This is a genomic window from Clostridium sp. UBA7503 (assembly GCF_002477055.1).
Lineage (GTDB): Bacteria > Bacillota > Clostridia > Clostridiales > Clostridiaceae > Clostridium_J > Clostridium_J sulfidigenes.
In genome coordinates, this window is record NZ_DLNT01000009.1 from 70620 (window position 1) to 94786 (window position 24167).

Below are 24167 nucleotides of genomic sequence, written 5' to 3' on the forward strand. Positions count from 1 at the left end.
AGTATTATAAATCATAGTTACTAGTAAATTAACATATGTTTGCGAGCATTAAATAGGTTTAAGGAGTTGTACTTTGTGGAAATAAACAGTATAGTCCTAAGCCCAGAAGTATATAGATCTGATGCAGAAAAGATAGCTGATTGGCTTAGTGATGAAGAAATTATAAGGTATTTAAATGAAGATAATAAGGCTAGAGAGAACTTAATTAATGTTATAGATAGAATAAATATGCCAATTTTAACTCATTTATTTAATAATAACTGTAGATTTTTTACTATAAAAAATCCCTATGGAACTATAGGTTTTTTAAGACTTATCCCAAAAGGTGAAACAATTGAAATTGTTATAGCTGTGGGAGAAAAGGAACTGTGGGGAAAAGGTATAGGTCATAATGCAGTTATGGAAGCGTTAAAAACTGCATTTTTTGAAATGAGAACAGAAAAAGTTGTTGCAAAAATTAAGAAAGATAATAAAAGGTCTCAAAACCTTGTAAAGGGAATTGGATTTAGAGAAATAAAAAAACTTGAAAAAGAAGTAGAATATCATATTACAAAGGAAATATTCTGGAAGAAAGCAGCATAATAATATTTTATATTAGAGTAAATAAAATAATAAAGAAAAAATTTTAGACAACCATCTTAGGTAATAAACTGAGAGGGTTGTTTTTTGTTCAGAATTAAATTATTGTTATAGCAGATAAAATTTTCACTAATGAAATTTTATCATTTAAAAGAATATTAAATTTAAAACAAAAATTGACAAGGATTCAGAATTGTTATAAACTAATATTAATTCGAGTATCGAAGTAATTTTCAAAAGACCAGTATATTTAAAAAATTTATCCTAAAGGACAACGACTTCTAAGTATCAAAAATACTGATACTAAGAATTCAGTTGGTAAGATTTAAATAAGCTAAGAACCCTGTTTATTATATAAATTTTAAAAATAAAAGCAAATTATAAAAGAATGAAATTTAGAGCTAACCATAAATGGTTAGCTCTAAATTAAGGAAAAATTGAGGTTTTATTTATTAAATTTAATCAGGAGGTAGATGTATGGTAAAACTTTCGGAACTTTTTTCTCCCAAAGACATGACTGAGGGAACACCGTGGAAACGAATTGTAGAATTTTCATTACCAATGCTTATTGGTAACATAGCTCAACAGTTTTATAACACCGCGGATTCTATTATTGTAGGTAAGTATGTAGGTGATAATGCACTGGCTGCTGTAGGTAGTGCATCTCCAATATTAAATCTTTTACTTGTACTTTTTGTTGGAATTGCAACAGGAGCAGGAATCATGGTTGCTCAATATTTTGGCGCAAAGGATAGGGAAAAGCTTTCTCATACCATTGGAGTATGCATATCTCTTACTGCTATAGCATCTCTAATAATAATGGTTATAGGGCCTCTAGTTACTCGTCCATTGTTATCTTTTCTTAACACTCCAGAATCTATAATAGATTGGTGTGCAGATTATCTTGTTATTTATTATGTAGGTATAGCAGGCTTTGCTTATTACAATATTTTAGCAGGAGTGCTTAGAGGACTTGGAGACTCTATATCTGCTCTTGGATTTTTACTTATTGCTACAATTTTAAATATATTCCTTGATCTTTGGTTTGTTGCAGGTCTTGGTATGGGTGTACCAGGAGTTGCTTTGGCAACTATTATTGCTCAAGGTATATCAGCAGTTCTTTGTATTATTAAGTTAGCAAGAATGAATAGTACCTTTGATTTTAATCTTAAGATGCTTGTACCGGCTAAGGAATATTCTATGAAGCTTATAAAACTTGGATTGCCATCTGGATTTACTCAAGCCATATTTTCTATTGCAATGATTGTTGTACAATCTCTAACTAATAGTTTTGGCGAAATGGTTATAGCATGTAATGTAATTGTTATGCGTGTAGATGGATTTGCTATGATGCCTAACTTCACCTTTGGTAATGCAATGACAACCTATGCTGGTCAAAATATTGGTGCTAAAAAGATGGATAGAGTTGATAAGGGTACTAAAGATGGTACTATGATTGCTGTTGGAGTTTCTACTGTTATAACAATTTTAATTTTAATTTTTGGTAAATATCTTATGGGTGTTTTCACTGATACAGCAGAATTAGTTGACTTAAGTATGCATATGATGCGTATTCTTGCAGTGGGTTATATTGCTATGGCAGTAACTCAAAGTTTATCAGGTGTAATGAGAGGTGCAGGGGATACTATGACACCTATGTGGATTTCTCTAATTACTACGGTGATTTTACGTGTACCTGTTGCTTATGGTATTGCATATTTAACTCGTAGTGCAGCTTATCCTACTGGAAGGCCAGAATCTACATTTATATCACTACTTGTCTCTTGGACTCTTGGGGCAATTGTAACTACAGTTTTCTTTAAGAGAGGTAAGTGGAGAAATAAAGGCTTTGCTGGACATGATTAAAAGTACATGAATTAAATAGATTTTAAGAAGATGATTATATCAATAGTGCAATTGATATAATCATCTTTTTTTATTCAGTTTTAGATATTGAAAATATTAAGTTATTATACTGAAGATAACTAAATAATATTAAGAAATATTGTGATAGTAATCACAGAATCATAAATAAAATAATGATACATTATAAATGAAAGATATTATCAATTAGAAATAATGTGATGTTAAATAGAAACTTTAAGTTTAAATAATAGATTTAAATTTTATATAAAATATGAGGAGGATGAAAATATATGAAAAAGCAAATTAACTACATTACCATTGATGGACGTGGAGACCATGAGACTTTTAAAGATTGTATTACTAAAGCAATTAAGGAGTTAAAATCAAATGAAGGTATACATGTAATTAAAGATTTTGAACCTTTTCCTATGTATAAAATGATGGATGGTAAAGGTTTTGATAAACATGTAGAGAAGTTAAGTGATGAAGAATTTCATGTTTACTTCACTCCTAAAGAGAAAATAGAAAAAATTCAAATGGAGGATAATTTAGAAATCGACCATAATAAAATTAAAAAGATCATGGAAATAAAACTTAAGTATTTAGGAGGAGAGATATCTCTAGAACTAGCAAAAGAAGAAATGATAACATCAGTTAAAAGTGTAACAGCTCAAGAATTTGCTATATGTGAGCAATATCTTCAGCAATATGGTATAACTGATGATGAATTAGCAGAGAGAATGGATGAAATTCTGCAAATTTTTGATGGAATACTTACAAGTAATAAAATAGACGTTAAATTAGGTCATCCAATTAGAACCTATTTAGAGGAAGTAAAGGCTATAAGAAATGTTTTTATTGAAGCTAAGAATATGTTAAATAAAAAATTTATTAAAAATCAATGGGCTGAGATATATGATAAATTAGAAGAAATTAATATACATTTTTCAAGAAAGCAAAATCAGCTATATCCTGCTCTCGAGGGTAAGGGATTCGATAAACCTTCTAAAGTAATGTGGACCTTAGAAAATAATATAAAAGATATTATTAAAAAAGCTAAAGAGTATTTAGATCAGGATGAAGATGAAAAGTTTTTAGATATTCAAAATGAAGTAATTGAAATGATTGAGTATATGATGATAAAAGAAGAAGAAATACTTTATCCAACTTCAATGGATCTTCTTGACCATGAAGATTTTATTAAGATGAGAAAAGGTGATGATGAAATTGGATATTGTCTAATTGAGAAACCACCTTATTACAAAGAAAATGAAGTTAAGAAAGATGAAAATGCGTCTAATAATGAACTTTTAAAGGATTTGGCAAAGGTTTTACAAAAACATGGAATATTCAATAAAGAAGATAATGAAGTGTTAGATGTAAGCCAAGGAAAGTTAACACTTAAGCAGATTAACTTAATTTTTAAACATCTTCAAGTAGATTTATCCTATGTAGATGAAAATGAGATTGTAAAGTTTTATAGTGATACAAAACATCGAGTATTTCCAAGAAGTGCAGGAGTTATAGGAAGAAAGGTGCAAAATTGCCATCCAAGAGAAAGTGTTCATATGGTAGAAGAAATTATTAGAGCGTTTAGAGCTGGTGAACAAGAACAGGCAGAATTTTGGTTAGAAATCGGTGGTAAGTTTATTTATATAATCTATAATGCAGTAAGAGATGAAGAAGGAAATTTCAGAGGAGTACTTGAAATGATGCAGGATGTAACTAAGATTAGAGGATTACAGGGAAGTAAAAGATTATTATCTTGGACTAATGAAAAACAAGAAAGTAAAAAAGATGAGTTAAGTGGTGAAATTATAAAAAATCAATATGAATTAACAAAGGAAACTGTTATAGGTGACTTAGTAAAGAAATATCCATTTCTAAGAGAATTCTTATTAAACCTTTCCCCTAAGTTTAGTAAACTAAAAAATCCAGTATTATTTAAAACTATGGCATCTATAGCTACATTAGATATGATTAGTGAAAGAGGCGGATTTGAGGTTGAAGAGCTCATAAGTAAAATCATAGAAGAAATTAATAGTAGAAATTAATAGTAGAAATTAATAGTAGAATATAAAAGAAGTTTCGGTATAATAGAATTTATATTATGCTGGAACTTCTTTTAAAAGATGTTGTCATAGATGAAAAAATAGTAGTAATAAAGATGTTGACATGGAAGTATTTATACATGTACATTAGATGGAATAGGGGCTGTTGGACATATTGATTTATGTTATAATAGACAAGTTATATCCTATGTTAATTATGATTAAAGATCTTTTAGGCTATTAGGTATAACAAGTAGAGTTTTTTACTATTTTAAGGAGGAAAAGTATGTTAAAAGAATTTAAAAAGTTTGCGCTTAAGGGAAATATGATTGATTTAGCTATTGGTATGATTATTGGTTCTGCCTTTACTAAACTTGTTACTTCCCTTGTTGAGTCAGTAATTATGCCTATAATTACAATTTTTACAGGAAAAATGGATTTTTCTAATTTATTTCTTGCTTTAGATGGTAAGGAATATGCAACTCTTGCAGCAGCACAGGAAGCAGGAGCTTCAGTAGTTGCTTACGGTTCATTTTTAACCGGTGTTATAGATTTCTTAATTATGGCATTTGTAGTATTTATTGTAGTTAGACAAATTAATAGGCTAAAGAAAAAAGAAGAGGCAGCGCCTATTACAACAAAGAAATGTCCTTACTGTACTTCAGAAATTGCAATTGAAGCAATAAAGTGTCCTCATTGTACTTCTGATTTATAATATGTACAAGCTTTAATAAAATTTTTATAGTATATAAAATTAGAAGAGCTTGTTTATGTATGTAGTATAAGTTACTAATTCTATTTACAGGTATGTTAAAAAATGTTATAATGAGATTGTTAAAATATTGAAAGGAGGTCGTTTTTAAATGAAAAGTATAAAAAATTTAAATAAAAGTGAATTTTATAATACCTATAACGACCTTAAGAATAGATTTTAACATATTTATTTTGATATTTTAAGTCATGGGGTTGTTTCGACTCTATGACTTTTTATTTTTTTAGTAAAATGAGAAGTTGTAGATATCTTGGTTTAACTAAGGTATATCTATGACTTTTTTATTTAATATAAGTTATGAATAGTAATGGTTTAAAATGATTTTAAACCACTATTAGGAGTGATTATGGGGGGAATTTATATGCAATTTAAAACTAACGAGAATTACTATGGATTTAAATTATTAAAAGAGGAGAAGGTAGAAGAGGCACAATCCATGGCTAGAATATTTGAGCATGTGAAAAGTGGAGCAAAACTTTTACATTTAGAAAATGAAGATGATAATAAGTTATTTTCTATAAGTTTTAGGACAACTCCTACAGATAGTACTGGAGTTGCTCATATATTAGAGCATTCTGTACTTTGTGGTTCAAGAAAATTTAAGGCTAAGGACCCTTTTGGAGATATGGCCAAGAGTTCATTACACACTTTTTTAAATGCTATGACATTTACAGATAAAACTATGTATCCTGTAGGAAGTAGAAATAGTAAAGATTTTATGAATTTGATGGATGTGTATTTAGATGCAGTTTTACATCCCAGAATATATGAAAATCACGAAATATTACGTCAAGAAGGTTGGAGATATGAATTAGATGAAAATACTAATAAACTAGCTTATAACGGAGTAGTTTATAGTGAAATGCAAGGAGCAATGTCATCTCCAGAGGAAGTAATTTGTAGTGATATATATAGATCATTGTTTCCAAATACTACTTATGCTTTTGTTTCAGGTGGGGATCCAGAGGTTATACCTAACCTAACTCAAGAGGATTTTGAAAAGTTCCATAGTAAGTTCTATCATCCATCTAATAGTTATATATACCTATACGGTAATCAGGATTTAGAGGCATGTCTTAAGTTTATAAATGATGAATATCTTTATGAATTTGACAGAATCGAGATACCTTCTTATATAGATGACGTGAAAAATTTTGAAGGTATGATAGAAAGAACTGCTAATTATTCTATAGGTGAGGATGAAGATGAAGAAAATAAGGCATTTTTAGCACTAAATTTCGCCTTTGGGGAAACCTGTAATGGAGAGGAATATTTAGCTACAAAAATACTTTATAACATGTTAATTGAATCTTCAGCATCTCCAATAAAAACTGCCTTAATTAAAGCTGGCATAGGTGAGTGCATTATTACAATGGATGATATGAATATGGACTCAACTAAGGAAATATTATTCCCAATAGTAGCTAAGAATGCAGATGCTACAAAGAAGAGTGAATTTATAAATGTTATTATGAATACGCTTAAAGATCTTGTAGATAAGGGATTAGATAAAGATCAATTGAAGGCAGCTATAAACACCGTTGAATTTGATTTGCGTGAAGCTGATCCATGGAGAACTGCTAATAAGGGAATCGAATATAATGATTGGGTTTTAAATAGCTGGATATATGATGGAGATCCTCTTGTCCACTTAAAGTATGAAGATATCCTTAATAAGATAAAAGTGACTTTAGACAATGGATATTTTGAGAAGTTTATTGAAAAGAATATGGTTAAAAATTCTCATTGTTCCTTAGTAATTTTGACACCTAAAAAGGGATTAGAAGATGCTAGAAATAAAGCATTAGAAGAAAAACTGGAAAATTACAGAAGTTCTTTATCTGAAAAAGAAATAATAGACCTTATGGAGAGAAATAGGAAGTTAAAAGAAGCTCAAGTTAGAGTTGATACCCAAGAAGAAAAGGATACTCTTCCAAAGCTACCTATAGAGGAGATAGATAGAAAATCAGAAAAAATTCCTCAAGAGGCTGTGAAAGAACAAGGAATAACTATTTTAAAACATCACATTCCTACAAATAAAATAGTGTATATTAATCTTTTATTTGATGGAAAAGTAATCGAAGAAACATATATTCCTTATTTAGGACTTTTAAAGGATGTTTTAGGGGAGCTTGATACTGAGAAAAGGGGTTATTCTGAATTAATTACTGAAATATATAAAACTACAGGTGGAATAACTTTTGAAAATCAAGTATATACTGAGAAAAATAATAGTCAGGTATATCATCCTAAATTTATAGTTAAATCAAAGGTAATTGGAGAGAACATTCAAGGTTTATTAGAATTAGTAAATGAAATAATTACTACTACTAAATTTGATGATTTAAGTAGGCTTAAACAGATTATTCAAGAAACAAAATCTAAGCTTCAAATGAAAATTATAAATGAAGGACATAAAGTTGGGATGAATAGAATATTTGCACAGACTTCATGTGGTGGAGAATATTGGGAAAGAATTAGTGGTGCAACTTATTATGAATTCATTTGTAATCTAGAAAAGAGCTTTGATAAATCTGGTGAAGAAGTTAGAAGTAATCTTATTAAAGTTTATGAGACTATATTTAATAAAAATAATTTAATTATCTCAGTGGTGGGAGAAGAAAAAGAAGTTGAAACAGTAGTAACTAATATTAATAAGGTTACTTGTAATATTAAAACTGAACCTACTAAATTATATAATATTGCATATAAGAGTAAAAAGGATATAGAAGCTATAATAACTTCTAGCAATGTGCAATATGTAGTTAAAGGATTTAACTTTGCAGACCTTGGGTATGAGTATTCGGGAAAGATGAGAGCATTTTTAAATATATTAGATAATGAATATTTATATCCTAGAGTTCGTCTTCAAGGTGGAGCTTATGGATGTTATAGCGATATAAATGAGGATGGGAATTTAGCGATTTATTCCTATCATGATCCAAACCTTGTAAGAACAATAGATATATATAATGAAGCTTATAAGTTCTTAGAAGAAGTAGAATTTACCAAGGAGGATATGGAAAAGTTTATAATAGGATCTGTTGGACAGTTATATAAACCATTAACTCCTGATAGAAAAGGTGAAAAAGCAGTTAAGGATTATATATGTAATATAACTCAAGAAGATATTCAAAGATGGAGAGATGAACTTTTGAGCACTACTAATGAAGATATAAGAAATTATGCTTCAATGATTAAGGTAGGAATGAATAAAAATTATTGTTGCATAGTAGGTAATGAAGGAAAAGTTAAGGAAAATAAAACTATTTTTAATAAAACAAGTAAATTATTATAAAATAACTTGCTTTATATAATAAATTGTAGTATGCTTAATAAGAACTTAAATTAATAGTAAATAATATAAACCAATATGTTTCAATTAGTACTTAATAAATAGAGTATGTTAATATCGAAATTTTGTTAGTGAATTATTACAATGAATTTAAGAAAAATAAAATTTCGGAGGTATACATTTATGAATGGTACAGTAAAATGGTTTAATGGAGAAAAAGGTTTTGGATTTATTACAGGAGAAGATGGAACAGATGTTTTCGCACACTTTTCTCAAATAAATTCTGATGGTTATAAATCACTTGAAGAAGGTCAAAAAGTTTCTTTTGATGTAGCTAAAGGACCAAAAGGACCACAAGCAGAAAATATTACTATTATCTAGTTTTTAATTAGTAAATATTTACCCCTTAAATAGTTATGCTATTTAAGGGGTTTTTTAGATTTTAGAATTATAAATTATTTAGAAGTGTGATTACACAATAATAAGCGAATCTTAAATTAATCTTCATTTTAAATACATCTTTATGAATGACATTTTATAGAGTTAAAAAAGGCGATAAAACATTGGAAGACTTTAAGTTATAATAATTCAAGGTGTTATAAATAAATTTTAGAATAATTTCTAATGCTCTTTTTTTACTATAGCCATCAACATGGTTTGTAACTTTCATCAATAAACCCTCAAAAAATATAATAATATTTTCACTTAATTCTTTAACATCTTCTTGATTTATATACCCATCTTTAATACATACTTCAAGTAAAGCAAGATCACGTTCATTAATATAATCTTTATCTAGCATAGTTGATAAAGATATTGGGAGACTTTTTAATTCATTAGGAAAAATTTCATAATATTCCTTCATAGTATCTTTAACACTAAGATGACCTTGATCTAGAAATATTGATTTAAAAATTTTAGGGTTGTTAAAAGCGTGTATAGAGAAACACTTCCAGATACCTAAATAATTCTCTAAAGATGAATTATCTTCACTAATATAATTAGGAAGATCTTGAATATATAAATTATAATATTTCATACAAGCAAAAAATAAAATGTGATTTAAATTTTTAAAGTACTTATACGCAGTAGCAACGTTATATCCTGTAGCATGAGCAATTTTTCTTGCTGTAACATTTTCTATACCTTCTTCATCTATAAGTTTATTAGCTGAACTTATGAAAGAAACTATCATTTCTTTTCTTTCTATGGCTGACTTAGTCATAAGATTACCCCTTTAATTTACTAAATATTAATATATATCAATATTATAACATTAAGATTTAAATTTTATAATGATAAAAAGTTAATTATTTGATTTTCAAATACATAGAATTTGTTAATTAAATAACAAAAAAACGTAAACATGTTTACAGAATGTAATTAGAGGAATAAAATAATATTGTAAATATTAAGAAAATTACAAAAATAATAAGGGAGTGGGAGTATGAAACTAGAAATTGGAAATTTTTATGTCGAAGACATAGTTTTTGGGGAAAAAACAGAATTTGTTCAAGGGATACTAACTATTAATAAAAAAGAAGCATTAAATTTTGTTTTAGAGGACAAGCACATAATTGAAGCAGATTTATTTATTGTTAAGCCAGGCGATAATGTAAGACTTATGCCAGTAAAAGAAGCTATAGAGCCAAGAGTAAAATTAAATGGAGATCCATTATTTCCAGGTTATACAGGAGATTTAGTTAAATCAGGTGATGGTAGAACTCATGCACTGAAGAATTGCAGTTTACTAGTAGTGGGAAAACATTGGGGTGGATTTCAAGATGGACTTATTGATATGAGTGGAGAAGGTGCTAAATATACCTACTATTCTCAACTTAAAAATATAGTTCTAGTTGCTGATACGGATGAAGAATTTGAAAAAAGAGAACAACAGAAAAAAAATAAAGCGTTAAGAGAAGCAGGACATAAACTTGCAGAATTTATAGGTAGTGTTGTTAAAGACTTAGAACCAGAAGAAATAGAAAAATATGAATTAAAACCAGTAATAAAACGTGAAAAAGATGTAAATGAACTTCCAAGCATGGTATTTGTTATGCAACCTCAATCTCAAATGGAAGAGTTGGGGTATAACACATTTTTATATGGATGGGATATGAATCGTATGCTACCAACCTTTATGCATCCTAATGAGGTATTGGATGGAGCTTTGATATCAGGAAGTTTCATGCCTTGCTCATCTAAATGGTCAACCTATGAATTTCAAAATAATCCAACAATAAAAAGACTTTATAAAGAACATGGAAAGACAATAAACTTCTTAGGAATAGTAATGTCAAATCTTAATGTAGCATTAGATCAAAAAAGTCGTGCTGCGTTGTTTGTAGCTCAAATTGCAAAGTCACTTGGAGCTGATGGTGCGATAGTTGCAGAGGAGGGGTATGGTAACCCAGATGCAGATTTCACAGCATGTATAGTTGCACTTGAAGATGCGGGAGTAAAAGTTGTAGGACTTACCAATGAATGTACTGGAAGAGATGGACAGTCACAGCCACTAGTTTCTATGGATGAAAAGGCTAATGCTATTGTGTCTTGTGGTAATGTGTCAGAATTAATAACTCTTCCACCAATGGAAACTGTTATAGGAGAATTGGATTCCCTAGGTAGAGATGGTGTATCAGGTGGATGGGAGAATGATGAGATACTTGGACCTTCAGTAAGAGAAGATGGATCAGTAATAATGGAGAATAATGCTATGTTCTGTGGAGATCGAGTTTGCGGTTGGTCGCCAAAAACAATGATAGAGTTTTAGTAAGTAGGAGGGGATAAAATGAAAAAAGTAGTAATGTATATAAACCAATTCTTTGGTCAAATAGGTGGAGAAGATAAGGCAGATTTTGAGCCTATAGTTAAGGAAGGTACAGTAGGACCAGCTATAGAGTTAAATAAAAACTTAGATGCAGAAGTTACTCATACAATAATTTGTGGGGATAACTTTATGGGGTCTAATACAGAAGAAGCTATAAAAAGAATTATAGCTGAACTTAAAAATATAGAATTTGATATTTTCTTTGCAGGACCAGCTTTTCAAGCGGGAAGATATGGAGTTGCATGTGGTGAAATCTGTAATGCTGTTAAAGAAGAATTTAATGTTCCAGTAATTACTTCTATGCACATAGAAAACCCTGGAGTAGAAATGTTTAAAAGGGATATGTATGTTTTTGTAGGAGGACATAGTGCAGCTAAAATGAGAAGTGATATAAAAGCGATGGCAACCTTCGGAAATAAGCTTTTAAAAGGTGAAGAAACCCTTGGTGCTGAAGCAGAAGGATATTATCCAAGAGGAATAAGGCATCAAATCTGGCGAAAAGATGGTAAGTGGGGTGCTGATAGGGCAGTAGAAATGCTTATAGAGAAATTAAATGGAAAACCCTTTATTACTGAACTTCCAATTCCTAAAACGGATATAGTACCTATAGCAGAACCAATTAAAGATCTTAAAGATGCAACTATAGCACTTTTAAATACAGGAGGTATAGTACCTGTAGATAATCCAGATAGAATTCAATCAGCGTCTGCAACAAGGTGGGGAAGATATAATATTTCTGGAGTAGATGCTCTAAAAGGTGGAGTTTATAAAACAATCCATGCCGGCTTTGACCCTGCAGCAGCAGATGAAGATCCTAATGTAATAGCTCCAATAGATGCATTAAGAGCATATGAAAAAGAAGGGAAATTTAAAAAGCTTCATGAGTATTTTTATTCAACAGTTGGTACTGGAACTACTCAAGCTGAGGCGAAGAGAATGGCACAGGAGATTTTAGTTTATCTTAAAAATGAAGGTGTAGATGGAGTTATAATGGTTTCTACGTGAGGAACTTGTACACGTTGCGGTGCAACTATGGTTAAGGAAATTGAAAAATCAGGTATGCCAATTGTACAGATGGCAAACTTAATTCCAGTTTCAAAAACGGCAGGAGCAAATAAAATTATTCCTACTATATCTATTCCATATCCTTTAGGAGATCCTGGAACATCAAAAGAAGAACAATGGAAACTTCGTTATCATAGAGTTGGAGTTGCATTAGATGCTTTAGCAACAGATGTAAAAGAACAAACTGTTTTTAAAGTTAAGTTTTAATCTTTAAGGGGCTGTGAAAGTAAATTTACAGCCCCTTAAAGAAAACTTAAGGCACAATTATCTACTCTAATTTTAAGGAGGATATTGTTATGGGGAATAATAACACTAATACAAATATAGTATTGAATGTAAAGACTAAAAAAAAGCAAGGGAACAATTCAGTTTTTATTATTTCATTAGCTATAACTTTTATTATTGTATTTTGGGGAATTTTAGATAAAAGTGGTTTTGAAAAAATGTCAACTAGTGCTCTTAATTTTTTAACTGAAAAATTTGGTTGGGCATATCTGATTTCTATGTTTCTATTTGTAGTATTCGCACTGGTATTAGCATTTAGTAAATTTGGAAAAATAAAGCTTGGTGCAGATGATTCAAAACCAGAATATAGCACAGTTGCTTGGTTTGCAATGCTTTTTGGAGCTGGTATGGGGATAGGACTAGTATTTTGGGGAATTGCTGAGCCTATATCTCATTTTGTAGCTCCAATGGAAGGTATAGCTCCAGGGTCTGTTGAGGCTGCAAATTTTGCTTTTAAATCTTCCTTTATGCATTGGGGATTTCACCCTTGGGCAAATTATAGCATTATAGGACTTGCCTTAGCATATTTCCAATTTAGAAAAAATAAACCCGGACTAATTAGTAGTATATTTATTCCGTTGTTAGGAGAAGAAAGAGTAAAGGGTCCAATTGGTAAAACTATTGACATACTTGCAGTATTCGCCACAGTAGCTGGAGTTGCTACATCCCTAGGACTTGGAACATTGCAAATTAATAGTGGATTAAGTTATATGTTTGGGATTCCAGAAACACCAATAGTTCAGTTAATTATAATATTTGTTATAACAGTAATAGTTATCTGGACTGCAGTTAGTGGAATTGAAAAAGGTATTAGTGCAATATCAAATATGAACTTAGTTATTGCCTTTGGAATCTTAATTTTATCTTTATTTATAGGGCCAACCATAAAGATAATAAATACTTTTTTAAATGGTACAGGTGGTTACTTAACGGAGTTTATAGAGAGTAGCTTGCATATTGAACCCTTTGCAAGTAATAAATGGGTAAATAGTTGGAGGATATTTTACTGGGCATGGTGGATTGCTTGGGCTCCTTTTGTAGGCGTGTTTATTGCTAGAATATCAAAAGGAAGAACTATTAGAGAATTTATCATTGGGGTTATTGTAGCACCAGGTATTGTATCTATAATTTGGTTCTCAGTTTTTGGAACTCTAGGAGTAAATCTTGGTATTACTGGTGAGTTCGCAATGGATATGTTAAAGAACTTAGCTGCATCACCAGAAACTGCATTCTTTCAAGTTATAACCCAATATCCATTAGGCGGTATAATTTCGGTAGCTACTATCATATTATTATGTACTTTCTTTATTACTTCGGCTAATTCAGCAACTTTTGTGTTAGGTATGTTAACATCAAATGGAGATTTAAATCCATCTAACAAAAAGAAAATAATATGGGGTATACTTCAAGCATTGTTAGCAACAACATTATTGTTATCAGGTGGATTAGCATCACTACAGACAGCATCGGTAGTTGCTGCATTTCCGTTCATTATAGTAATGCTTTTATGTTGCGTTTCATTGTGGAAGGCACTTAAAACTGAAAATATATAATTGGCAATTTAGATAGATTGTAAGGTATATATTAAGTTTATTTGTAAAGTTTAAGGGAGTCATAGACTCTCTTTTTAATATTTATTTTTATAACTGACAGTTAAATCTATATATTCAATATTTCTATTATCATTTCATAGAAGATTAAAGATTTATCTATACCCTATGTGGATAATATAATATTTTGAATGCGCTTTTTCTTTTAGAACACAATAATTTAATATATGATACAATAGATACAAATATAAATAGTAAGGTGTGTAAAGATGGAAGAATTAAGAAAAGCAATTGATGAAATTACAAAAGAACAGATTATAAAATTAGTTATTAGTAATAAGATGAATAAAGATATAGAATATAACAAAATAATATTTATATTAAAAGAAAACAACTCGAAGGAGTATTATCAAATAGAAAAGTATACTGATAAGCAGGTATTTCATGAAAATATTCATTTAGATTTATTAAAGGAAAAAGTCTTAGAGTATATAGTGGATAATTATAAACAAGTTTCTGCTTGGGCAAGTAATATTACCTTTGATTTAAGAATATCTAAAAAAGGTAAAGTTCATTTAGGAAAGAAAACAAGCAATAATGAAAGTCTTATTAATAAAGAACATAATAAAGAAAAGAATTATATCCTTAAAGAAGGAATGATAATTGAACCTCTTATAGATTTAGGAATTTTCACTAAAGAAGGTAAGGTGGTAAATTCTAAGTATGATAAGTATAAACAAATAAATAGATTTGTTGAAGTCATTGATGATGAAATTAAGAAGAATGATTATAAAGAGCTTACAATTTTAGATTTTGGATGTGGGAAATCTTATTTAACCTTTGTACTATATTACTATTTTGTAGAGATTAAGAAAATTAATGTTAAGATGATAGGTCTAGATCTTAAAAAGGATGTAATTGAGAAATGTAATGATATCGCTAAAAGATATAATTATGAAAACTTACACTTTGAGTTAGGTGATATAAATGGCTTTAAATATAATGATAAGGTTGATATGGTAATTACCTTACATGCCTGTGATACTGCTACAGATTATGCACTATATAATGCTATTAAATGGAACAGTAAAATGATTTTTTCTGTACCTTGTTGTCAGCATGAGTTTAATAAGCAAATGAACACGGAATCCTTATCTATACTTACTAGGTATGGCATAGTTCAAGAACGAGTAGCAGCTCTTATGACTGATGCAGTAAGAGGAAATCTTTTAGAATCTTTAGGATATAAAACTCAGCTTTTAGAATTTATAGATATAGCTCATTCTCCTAAAAACATATTAATAAGGGCATCGAAGACTAGTATAACTAAGGAAAAAAAGGAAAAGGCACTTTCAGAGGTTAATGCTTTAATGAATGAATTTAATTTGAATCCTACATTGTTTAATTTACTAAAGCAGGATGAATTAATTTAGTGGTTTATAATATTTGTTACAATGTAACCTCCTTTAAGTTTGTCTATAGCGCTTCACAAGGAGATGATTTAAATCATGATTATTAATAAAATCAATTTTAACTTAGCTCAAGAAATAGTAAATGCAGTTAAAGAGGTTGTAGATAAAGATATAAATTTTATAGATATAGATGGGATAATTATAGGTAGTACGGATAAATCTAGACTTAACACCTTTCATCAAGCAGGACATAATGCTATAAAAACTTTGAGTAATGTAACTGTTGAAGATAATGAGGAATATAAAGGAAGTAGAAAAGGTATAAACTATCCCATAAAAATAAACAATATTGCAGTAGGTGCTATAGGTATAACTGGAGAGCCTAGTGAAGTTAGTAAATTTGGATTTTTAGTTACTAAAATCACAGAAATATTTATAAAAGAACAGCAGCTAAATTATAAATATGAAGCAGATAAACAGAGAATAAATTATGTTGTAAAGTCGTTGATATATAATAATGTTGAAGATAAAAATGAAATTGAAAATATTCTTCAGGAATTTGGAATAGAGTTAGATCAGCAGTTTGCTATAGTTATTTTAAAAATAAATAAGTATCATAATCTAAGAGAGCTAGAGACTATAGAGAATCACATAAAGGGTGTATTAGATGATATTGGTAATATATTCAAACTATATATTTATCCTAATGAATTCATAGCTTTAGTAAACCAGGAAAGATATAATAAATTAAGAAATACTCATTTGGAAACATTAAGTAAGTATCATGGAATTTTAACTGGGGGAGTAGGGAGGTTAAAGGGTTTATATGAAGCGTATAAATCTTATGAAGAAGCTAGAATTGCCCTTAAGTACTCTGCTGAAAACCATGATATTTTAACTTATCTTGATAGCTTGAATTTAGAGCTTATTTTAGAGAGCGTAGATAATGAAACGAAAAATCAGTATAAGGATAAGGTATTAAAATCTCTTGATGAAGAGGATATAAATTTATTGGAGGTTTATTATAAAAATGATATGTCTCTAAAACAAACTGCAGAAGAGCTATATATACATAAAAATACCCTTCAGTACAGGTTAGAAAGAATATATGAAAAATCAGGATTTAATCCAAGAAAATTTAATGAATCTGTAATACTTTATTTAGCTATAAAACTATCATAAAAGGCAAAATGAAAAGAAATTTTTAATAATGAATTATCTCAAAATTGATTAAATCTAAAGTTTTTATTGAAATTGTATCTATATAGAATAATAGGTATCAATGAAATAAAATGAGGATTGATTATAACCAATTTTGAGATATTTTTATTTATAAGTAAAAATATTTTTATGAAGGATTTTAAATTTGAAAATTCAATATTAGATATGACAAAAATTAAGGTGTGAAAACGTATTATTTTGTTGTATGTAACATAGAAGTGACAAAAATCCTTTGATATAATTTGATAAAAGGAGGAGGTAGCAATGAAAATTGTAATTTCTATAGATTCTTTAAAGGGAAGTTTAACTTCAATTGAAGCAGCTAATGCAATAAAAACAGCAATATTGAATGTAGATAGTGATTCAGATATAAAAATAATGCCATTAGCAGATGGGGGAGAGGGAACTGTAGATGCCTTAGTAGAAGGCATGAATGGTGAAGGCAAAATTATATCTGTTACAGGTCCAGTGGAAGAAAAGGTGGAGGCTAAGTATGGGATATTAAAAAATAACAATACAGCAATAATAGAAATGGCTCAAGGGGCAGGTTATTCACTAGTTCCACCAGAACTAAGAAATCCTTTAAAAACTACTACCTATGGAGTTGGAGAAATAATAAAAGCTGCCATAAAAGAGGGATGTAGAAACTTTATAGTTGGAATAGGTGGAAGTGCTACTAATGATGCAGGAGTAGGAATGCTACAGGCCTTAGGATATGAGTTTTATGATGAAAATAATGAACCTATTGGTTTTGGTGGACAGGTATTAAATAAGATAAAAACTATAAAAACACATAATAAATTGAAGGAACTAGATGAGTGCACCTTCAAAATAGCGTGTGATGTAACTAATCCTTTGTACGGAGAAAATGGAGCAGCCTATGTTTATGGACCACAAAAGGGTGCAACTCTTGAGATGGTGAAAGAATTAGATAGAGGCCTTAGAAATTTTGCGCAGGTGGTTAAAAAAGACTTAGGAAAAGATATAGCTGAGACAGAAGGTGTGGGAGCAGCAGGTGGACTTGGATTTGCATTTTTAGGATTCTTAAATTCAAAACTAGAATCTGGAATTAAGATAATATTAGAAGAAATTAAGTTAGAAGAAGCTATAAAGGATGCAGATTTAGTTATTACTGGCGAGGGTAGATTAGATAATCAAACTGCCATGGGAAAAGCGCCTATAGGAGTTGCTAAGCTTGCTAAAAAACATAAGGTTAAGGTAATAGCAGTAGCAGGATGCACTACAGAAGATGCTGTTAAGTGTAATGAAGAAGGAATAGATGCCTATTTTTCTATAATAAATTCAGCTATGACTATAGAAGAAGCAGTTAATAAAGATACAGCTATAAAGAATATGACATCAACAATGACACAAATTTTTAGACTTATAAAGACAATGAAAGAATAAAATCTTAAATAGGGGTGACGATAATGGAAGTGCAGATTACAACATTAGGAGCTTTACTTGGACTTGTAGTAGCCATAGTATTAATCATTAAAAAAGTACAACCTGTATATAGTTTAATATTAGGTGCAGTAGTTGGAGGGTTAGTGGGAGGAGCAGGAATTGAAGGAACTGTAAGTGTAATGATAAGCGGAGCAAAAGATATTATGCCAGCAATTCTTCGTATAGTGACCTCTGGAGTTTTAGCAGGAGTACTTATTAAGACAGGAGCATCAGCAAAAATTGCAGACCAAATTGTAAAAAGCTTAGGTGAGAAAAGAGCGCTATTTGCCATAGCGTTATCAACCATGATACTAACAGCTGTTGGAGTATTTATAGATGTAGCAGTAATAACAGTAGCACCTATAGCCCTTGCAATAGCGAAGAAATTAGGATATTCACCTATGGTTATACTTTTAGCTATGATTGGTGGAGGTAAGGCAGGAAATATAATATCGCCAAACCCTAATACCATAGCAGCAGCAGAAAATTTTGGGGTAGAATTATCATCTTTAATGGTAGCTAATATAATTCCTGCCATAGTAGGACTTATAGTTACAGTAATATTGGCTTCCTTACTTAATAAAAAGTATAAAAGTGCAAATGAAACAAAAATAGAAGAAGTTGAAGAGGTGGAACTACCATCTTTCTTTGCAGCAATAATTGGTCCAATTGTAACTATAATTTTATTATCACTTAGACCATTAGTAGGAATATCAATAGATCCACTTATAGCACTGCCAGTTGGAGGTATTATAGGAGTTTTAGTTATGGGCAAAGGTAAAAATATTAACGAATATCTAACCTTTGGATTATCTAAAATGATGCCTGTAGCAATACTTTTAATAGGGACAGGTACTGTAGCAGGAATAATAAAGGCATCAGGATTACAGGCTACAACTATAGGAGTGCTTAATGCTCTAAATATGCCAGCCTTTGTATTGGCACCTATTTCTGGAATATTAATGTGTGCTGCTACAGCTTCAACAACCTCAGGGTCAACTATAGCATCAGCTACATTCTCACAAGCCATAGTGGGCGTAGGTATATCACCTATAGGAGGAGCGGCGATGGTTCATGCTGGAGCTACAGTTCTTGATCATCTACCACATGGTTCTTTCTTCCATGCAACAGCAGGAGCAACAGGGATGAGCATAGGACAGCGTTTGAAATTAATACCATATGAATCTTTAGTAGGATTATCAATGACTTTAGTTTCTACAATAATGTGGGGAATTATATTCTAGGTTAGTAAGTATAGATATAATAGTTAAAAAGAAATACAATATTTAAATTGTAAAAATAATAGAGCAATATCAAGTTTTAAAATCCATAGACTCTTTATTAAATAGGAAAATACTATCATTAAGGAATACTTATGAATTCTTTGATGATAGTATTTTTATTTTAAAGTATTCTTTAAATCACTAGTAGTTGACTATAATATTAATTAATATTAGTGATTAATAATTATTATATTAACTTATAAAATTGTAAATTACAAAAATGTAAGATAAGTGTAAGTTACTTCGATAACACATGGGAACTAAAGGATGTATAATAAAGTTATAAGGAGGGGTTGCAATGAAGAAGTTATTAGTTAAACTTACTTTAGGGATTATTGTTTTCATGACAGCACTTGGAGTTTTTGTTTTGCAAGATGGATATTCTTTATATAGAGCTGCTACCTCTGATATAGGGGTAAAAGAAAAAATTAATGATATAAGAAGTGATAAGGATTATATAACTATAGATGGAATCTCTAAAGATTTTCTAGATGCCATTGTATCCGTAGAAGATCATAGATTTTATAATCATAATGGAATAGATTTAATAGCCATAGGAAGGTCAGCTATTAGCAATATCGATGCTGGAAAAATAATTATGGGGGGAAGTACAATAACACAGCAATTAGCAAAAAACTTATTTTTTACCCATGAGCAAAGATTGGAAAGAAAAATTGCAGAAATTTTTGTGGTTAGAGAACTAGAAAATAATTACTCAAAGGAAGAAATATTAGAGTTATATGTAAATGTAATATATTATGGTGATGGTTATTCTGGAATTAAACAAGCCTCTAAAGGATATTTTAATACATCACCCAATAAAATAACTTTATCTCAATCGTTGTTGTTAGCAGGACTACCACAATCACCAGAAAACTATGCATTATCTAAAAATTATGAAAGAGCAAAGAAAAGAAGTGAAGTTGTATTAATGTCTATGATAAGAAATAATGTTATTTCAAGAGAGGAAGCAGAGTCATTATGTAATGATAATATGGATAAAACTTTCAATAAAGCTACTCTTGCTTCAGAAACTACAAATTAATGATTGAAAAAGATATAAATTAAAACTTATAGGTTGTACTTTAATAATAATGGGTATAACCTATATTTTTGTACTTTTAATGTGGTATGATTAGTATATATAGTATGAGAATGTATTTTTAATATTATTTAATTGTAAATAGTCGGGGTAAATTTATTTGCAATTACTAGTTATATAGGGGGTTACTATGGAGATTAAAGATCAAGAAGTAGAAAAAAGTGTGAATATAAAGAAGAGGATACTTATAGGTATTATAATTTCCATTAGTATTTTGCTAATTATATATTTAAGCACATCTTTATATTTTGTGAAGAGATTTTATTTTGGAACTAAGATTAATGGAGTTAGTGTTACTGGAAAAACCACGGAAGATATAGAAGCTGATATATTAGCAGAAAGTGAAGCTTATATATTAAAATTAGAGCAGAGAGATAATGTTGAAGAAAATATAAATGGAAGAGATATTGAATATAGGTATAGTTTAGAAAATAAAATCGAAGATTTGAAGGAATATCAAAGTGCTTTTGGATGGATTTATGGAATTTTTAATACTAGTGATTATAAGTTAGAAAAAGAAGTATCTTATAATGATGAATTGTTAAAAAAGAAGTTCCATAGTTTAAATTGTTTTAAGGATGACAATATAATTAAACCTGAGAATGCTAAAATTCAATATGAAAATAATGAATACGTAATTAAAGAAGAGATTCAAGGAAATATGGTAAATAAAGATATACTATACAAAAAAGTTAAGGAAGCACTTAATAATAAAGTAGACGAAATAAATTTAGATGAAACTAAGTGCTATGAAGATCCAAAGTATACTGTTAATTCAAAGGAAGTAGTAAAGGCTAAAAATACTCTTGATAAGTATATAAGTTCAGTAATTACTCATAATTTTGGAGATAATAAAGAAGTGTTAAATGAAGATTCTATTCATAATTGGCTTCATATTGATAAAAACTTTAAGGTATCTATTGATGAAGAAAAGGCAAGAGAATATGTAAATTCACTGTCCATTAAATATGATACCTATGGGGCTACAAGGAATTTTAAAACCTCCCTTGGAACTACTGTAAATGTAAGCGGAGGTGACTATGGATGGTTAATTAATTATAGTGAAGAAACTGAATCTTTAATTAATGCTATTAAAGATGGAAAAAAGGAAGAAAGACAACCTATATATGCTCAAACAGCTGTAGCTTATGGTACAAATGATTTCGGAAATACCTATGTAGAAATTAATTTAACAACCCAGCATATATGGTTTTACAATGATGGAGTTTTAATTACAGAAGGTCCTATGGTTAGTGGCAATGCTGATAGTAAACATGCTACACCATCAGGTATTTACAGTTTAACTTACAAAGAAAAAAATGCAACCTTAAGAGGAGAAAATTATGCAGCGCCTGTTAATTATTGGATGCCTTTCAATGGGGATATCGGTATTCATGATGCTACTTGGCGTTCAAAATTTGGAGGAGAAATATATATAAAAGATGGATCACATGGATGTATAAATACTCCATATAGTGTAGCTAGTAAGATATTTGAATATATAACTCAGGGTACACCAGTAATATGTTATTTCTAGTTTGATTATATATTTAAATAATAGAACTCTTTTTAGTAAAGTAGAATATTATAAGTACTATAGAACTAAAAGGAGTTGAAACTATTTGGCTAGGGAAATTAAAGTTATACAGCCAAGTAATCCTACAGATGAGGAAAGGCATAGTATGCTAAAGCTTGCTTTAGAAGAAGTAGGTCGAATAGAAGATTACTATAATTTAATTGAACTACTCAGTCCACCAAAGGACATTACAACTATATTATCGCCAGGTCAATGCAAGGGGCTTAATGTAGGTATAATAGGAGGAGGAATTGCAGGTTTATCTGCTGCTTTTGAGCTTAGGAAATTGGGTTTTGACATAACTATATTTGAGCAGCAAAAGGAACGTATAGGAGGAAGAATTTATACTTACTATTTTGATAAAAATAAAAGGTATTATGGCGAGCTTGGTGCTATGAGAATACCAGTAAGTCATGAAGCTACATGGAAGTATATAAATCAATTTAAATTAAGAACAACACCTTTTGTTCAAAATAATGATAATGCCTTTATTTATGTGAGAAATAAAAGAGCTATCAATGATCCGGATGGAAGAAGTGTTATGGAAAAAATATATCCTGAATTTAATTTAGCACCATGGGAAAGACAAGAGCCATGGCAAAAGCTTGTAAGTTATGGCTTAGGAGCTAGCTTACTTCAAATCAGTCCAGATATAAGAAGAGAGTTGTTGCAAAATAAAAAAAATTACTCTCCAGAAATTGATTATTTTGATAGTATAAGCATAAGAAGAGAGCTTGAAGAACGGGGATTAAGTGAAGGTGCTATAGAATTAATATCATGCATTGCAACTTTCTCGGGATGGTTATATGACAATAGTTATATTGAAAGTCTCCAAGAACAGTATGCTGTAGATGATGCTTTTAGGTACCAAATAGATGGAGGAATGGTTAATTTACCCCTTGCTATGTATCGCTCGTTGAAGTCACTAAATCCAAAAGAATACAAAAATATTTCAGAGAATCAGTTAGGTAAGATAACTTGGAATAATGGAACTAGAGTAAAAGGGATATATAAAAATAATGAAGACAATACTGTTATTTTAGAATATAGTAGTGAAGGTGAAATGACTACTAGTCGTAAAAGTTTTGATTTTGTAGTATGTACTATTCCTTTTTCTAGTCTTCGAAATGTAATTGTATACCCTATGTTTAGTACAGGTAAAATGCAAGCAATTAAAGAGGTTAATTATATAGCAGGACAAAAAACTATTTTTATGTGTAATGAGAAATTTTGGGAAGAAGGGGGGCCTAGTAAAGCAATAATAGGTGGCGCCTCTTATACAGACCTGCCAGTAGGAAGTATATGGTTCCCATCTTATAATATTGAGTACAATATTGCTGATCTGGAAAGTCAGGTAATACCTTCTGTGAGAAGAGAGTATAAAAGTTATGAAGGGGCTGGAGTTCTTATGGCATCCTATAATTTAGCTAGAGATGCAGTACGTCTTGGTAATTTGGAACCAATAACTAGGTTAGAATGGATAAAAACCCAAGTAGAGCATGTCCAAGGACTCAAAAAAGGATATCTTGATGATATAGTATTGGATAATAAAACCATACAATGGAATAATGAACAAGGATTTTTTGGAGCTGTTTGCTATTATATGCCTGGCCAAAAAAGGCTATTTTCCTATGTTTCTAGCCAACCTGAATATGGCAATAGAGTATATTTTGCTGGTGAACATATTTCGCAGGAACATGGTTGGATACAAGGCGCAATAAAAAGTGCAATGATAGCTGCAAATGGAGTAGCAGAACATTGTAAAAATTATATAAAAACAGTTATAAATTGAAAATAAGAGGTTATATCAAAATATATTAATTTAAGATTAATA

General features: G+C 29.9%; 17 protein-coding genes. 16 read left to right on the forward strand and 1 reads right to left on the reverse strand.

The window, feature by feature from the left end:
- Positions 1-75 precede the first annotated feature (75 nt).
- The 6 genes from B3630_RS02130 to B3630_RS02155 all read left to right on the forward strand — a co-directional run bounded on the left by B3630_RS02130 (position 76) and on the right by B3630_RS02155 (position 8944).
- Positions 76-582: a GNAT family N-acetyltransferase gene (locus B3630_RS02130; RefSeq protein ID WP_346895121.1), complete on the forward strand. Its 507-nt coding sequence runs from the start codon at positions 76-78 to the stop codon at positions 580-582.
- A 474-nt stretch (positions 583-1056) separates the two neighbouring features.
- On the forward strand, positions 1057-2445 hold the full coding sequence (locus B3630_RS02135; RefSeq protein WP_346895123.1) for an MATE family efflux transporter: 1389 nt from the start codon (positions 1057-1059) through the stop codon (positions 2443-2445).
- Positions 2446-2735: 290 nt separating this feature from the next.
- Positions 2736-4499: a PAS domain-containing protein gene (locus tag B3630_RS02140; protein ID WP_346895125.1), complete on the forward strand. Its 1764-nt coding sequence runs from the start codon at positions 2736-2738 to the stop codon at positions 4497-4499.
- A gap of 283 nt (positions 4500-4782) precedes the next feature.
- Positions 4783-5211 (forward strand): large conductance mechanosensitive channel protein MscL, encoded by a 429-nt coding sequence (gene mscL / locus B3630_RS02145; RefSeq protein ID WP_346895127.1) that lies wholly within the window; start codon positions 4783-4785, stop codon positions 5209-5211.
- Positions 5212-5629: 418 nt separating this feature from the next.
- A complete protein-coding gene (locus B3630_RS02150; RefSeq protein WP_346895129.1) occupies positions 5630-8566 on the forward strand; it encodes an insulinase family protein in 2937 nt (978 codons plus the stop codon).
- Between the two features lie 180 nt (positions 8567-8746).
- Positions 8747-8944: a cold-shock protein gene (locus tag B3630_RS02155; RefSeq protein ID WP_035131204.1), complete on the forward strand. Its 198-nt coding sequence runs from the start codon at positions 8747-8749 to the stop codon at positions 8942-8944.
- 154 nt (positions 8945-9098) lie between these two features.
- Here the strand turns inward: B3630_RS02155 and B3630_RS02160 are convergent, their stop codons facing one another.
- Positions 9099-9788 carry a TetR/AcrR family transcriptional regulator gene (locus tag B3630_RS02160; RefSeq protein ID WP_346895131.1) on the reverse strand — a complete coding sequence of 230 codons (690 nt, stop codon included), beginning with the start codon at positions 9786-9788 and terminating at the stop codon, positions 9099-9101.
- A 222-nt stretch (positions 9789-10010) separates the two neighbouring features.
- On the opposite strand from B3630_RS02160, the gene B3630_RS02165 reads away from it, so the two are divergent.
- From B3630_RS02165 to B3630_RS02210, 10 genes are all read left to right on the forward strand, one after another.
- A complete protein-coding gene (locus B3630_RS02165; RefSeq protein ID WP_346895133.1) occupies positions 10011-11336 on the forward strand; it encodes a glycine/sarcosine/betaine reductase component B subunit in 1326 nt (441 codons plus the stop codon).
- Between the two features lie 18 nt (positions 11337-11354).
- Positions 11355-12665 carry a betaine reductase selenoprotein B gene (gene grdH / locus B3630_RS02170; RefSeq protein WP_346895135.1) on the forward strand — a complete coding sequence of 437 codons (1311 nt, stop codon included), beginning with the start codon at positions 11355-11357 and terminating at the stop codon, positions 12663-12665.
- Between the two features lie 89 nt (positions 12666-12754).
- Complete coding sequence (locus B3630_RS02175; protein ID WP_346895137.1) at positions 12755-14296, forward strand: glycine betaine uptake BCCT transporter; 1542 nt, start codon at positions 12755-12757, stop codon at positions 14294-14296.
- Between the two features lie 266 nt (positions 14297-14562).
- Positions 14563-15726, forward strand: coding sequence for an SAM-dependent methyltransferase (locus B3630_RS02180; protein WP_346895139.1), 1164 nt, complete (start codon positions 14563-14565; stop codon positions 15724-15726).
- Positions 15727-15801: 75 nt separating this feature from the next.
- Complete coding sequence (locus B3630_RS02185) at positions 15802-16887, forward strand: CdaR family transcriptional regulator (protein ID WP_346869114.1); 1086 nt, start codon at positions 15802-15804, stop codon at positions 16885-16887.
- Positions 16888-17190: 303 nt separating this feature from the next.
- Positions 17191-18333, forward strand: coding sequence for a glycerate kinase (locus tag B3630_RS02190; RefSeq protein WP_346895141.1), 1143 nt, complete (start codon positions 17191-17193; stop codon positions 18331-18333).
- A 23-nt stretch (positions 18334-18356) separates the two neighbouring features.
- Positions 18357-19616, forward strand: a complete 1260-nt coding sequence (locus B3630_RS02195; RefSeq protein ID WP_346895143.1) for a GntP family permease — start codon at positions 18357-18359, stop codon at positions 19614-19616.
- Positions 19617-19953: 337 nt separating this feature from the next.
- Positions 19954-20700, forward strand: a complete 747-nt coding sequence (locus B3630_RS02200; protein WP_346895145.1) for a biosynthetic peptidoglycan transglycosylase — start codon at positions 19954-19956, stop codon at positions 20698-20700.
- 187 nt (positions 20701-20887) lie between these two features.
- The gene (locus tag B3630_RS02205) at positions 20888-22294 is read left to right on the forward strand and encodes a L,D-transpeptidase family protein (protein WP_346895147.1); all 1407 of its coding nucleotides are present in this window, start codon (positions 20888-20890) and stop codon (positions 22292-22294) included.
- An 85-nt stretch (positions 22295-22379) separates the two neighbouring features.
- Complete coding sequence (locus tag B3630_RS02210; RefSeq protein WP_414632990.1) at positions 22380-24125, forward strand: flavin monoamine oxidase family protein; 1746 nt, start codon at positions 22380-22382, stop codon at positions 24123-24125.
- The last annotated feature ends 42 nt before the right edge of the window (positions 24126-24167 follow it).

Coding starts and splice junctions, on each gene's coding strand:
- B3630_RS02180 (WP_346895139.1), top strand. CDS start 14,563: ATGGAAGAATTAAGAAAAGCAATTGATGAAATTACAAAAGAACAGATT.
- mscL (WP_346895127.1), top strand. CDS start 4,783: ATGTTAAAAGAATTTAAAAAGTTTGCGCTTAAGGGAAATATGATTGAT.
- B3630_RS02165 (WP_346895133.1), top strand. CDS start 10,011: ATGAAACTAGAAATTGGAAATTTTTATGTCGAAGACATAGTTTTTGGG.
- B3630_RS02140 (WP_346895125.1), top strand. CDS start 2,736: ATGAAAAAGCAAATTAACTACATTACCATTGATGGACGTGGAGACCAT.
- B3630_RS02190 (WP_346895141.1), top strand. CDS start 17,191: ATGAAAATTGTAATTTCTATAGATTCTTTAAAGGGAAGTTTAACTTCA.
- B3630_RS02200 (WP_346895145.1), top strand. CDS start 19,954: ATGAAGAAGTTATTAGTTAAACTTACTTTAGGGATTATTGTTTTCATG.
- B3630_RS02150 (WP_346895129.1), top strand. CDS start 5,630: ATGCAATTTAAAACTAACGAGAATTACTATGGATTTAAATTATTAAAA.
- B3630_RS02185 (WP_346869114.1), top strand. CDS start 15,802: ATGATTATTAATAAAATCAATTTTAACTTAGCTCAAGAAATAGTAAAT.
- B3630_RS02205 (WP_346895147.1), top strand. CDS start 20,888: ATGGAGATTAAAGATCAAGAAGTAGAAAAAAGTGTGAATATAAAGAAG.
- B3630_RS02135 (WP_346895123.1), top strand. CDS start 1,057: ATGGTAAAACTTTCGGAACTTTTTTCTCCCAAAGACATGACTGAGGGA.
- B3630_RS02160 (WP_346895131.1), bottom strand. CDS start 9,788: ATGACTAAGTCAGCCATAGAAAGAAAAGAAATGATAGTTTCTTTCATA.
- B3630_RS02195 (WP_346895143.1), top strand. CDS start 18,357: ATGGAAGTGCAGATTACAACATTAGGAGCTTTACTTGGACTTGTAGTA.
- B3630_RS02175 (WP_346895137.1), top strand. CDS start 12,755: ATGGGGAATAATAACACTAATACAAATATAGTATTGAATGTAAAGACT.
- B3630_RS02155 (WP_035131204.1), top strand. CDS start 8,747: ATGAATGGTACAGTAAAATGGTTTAATGGAGAAAAAGGTTTTGGATTT.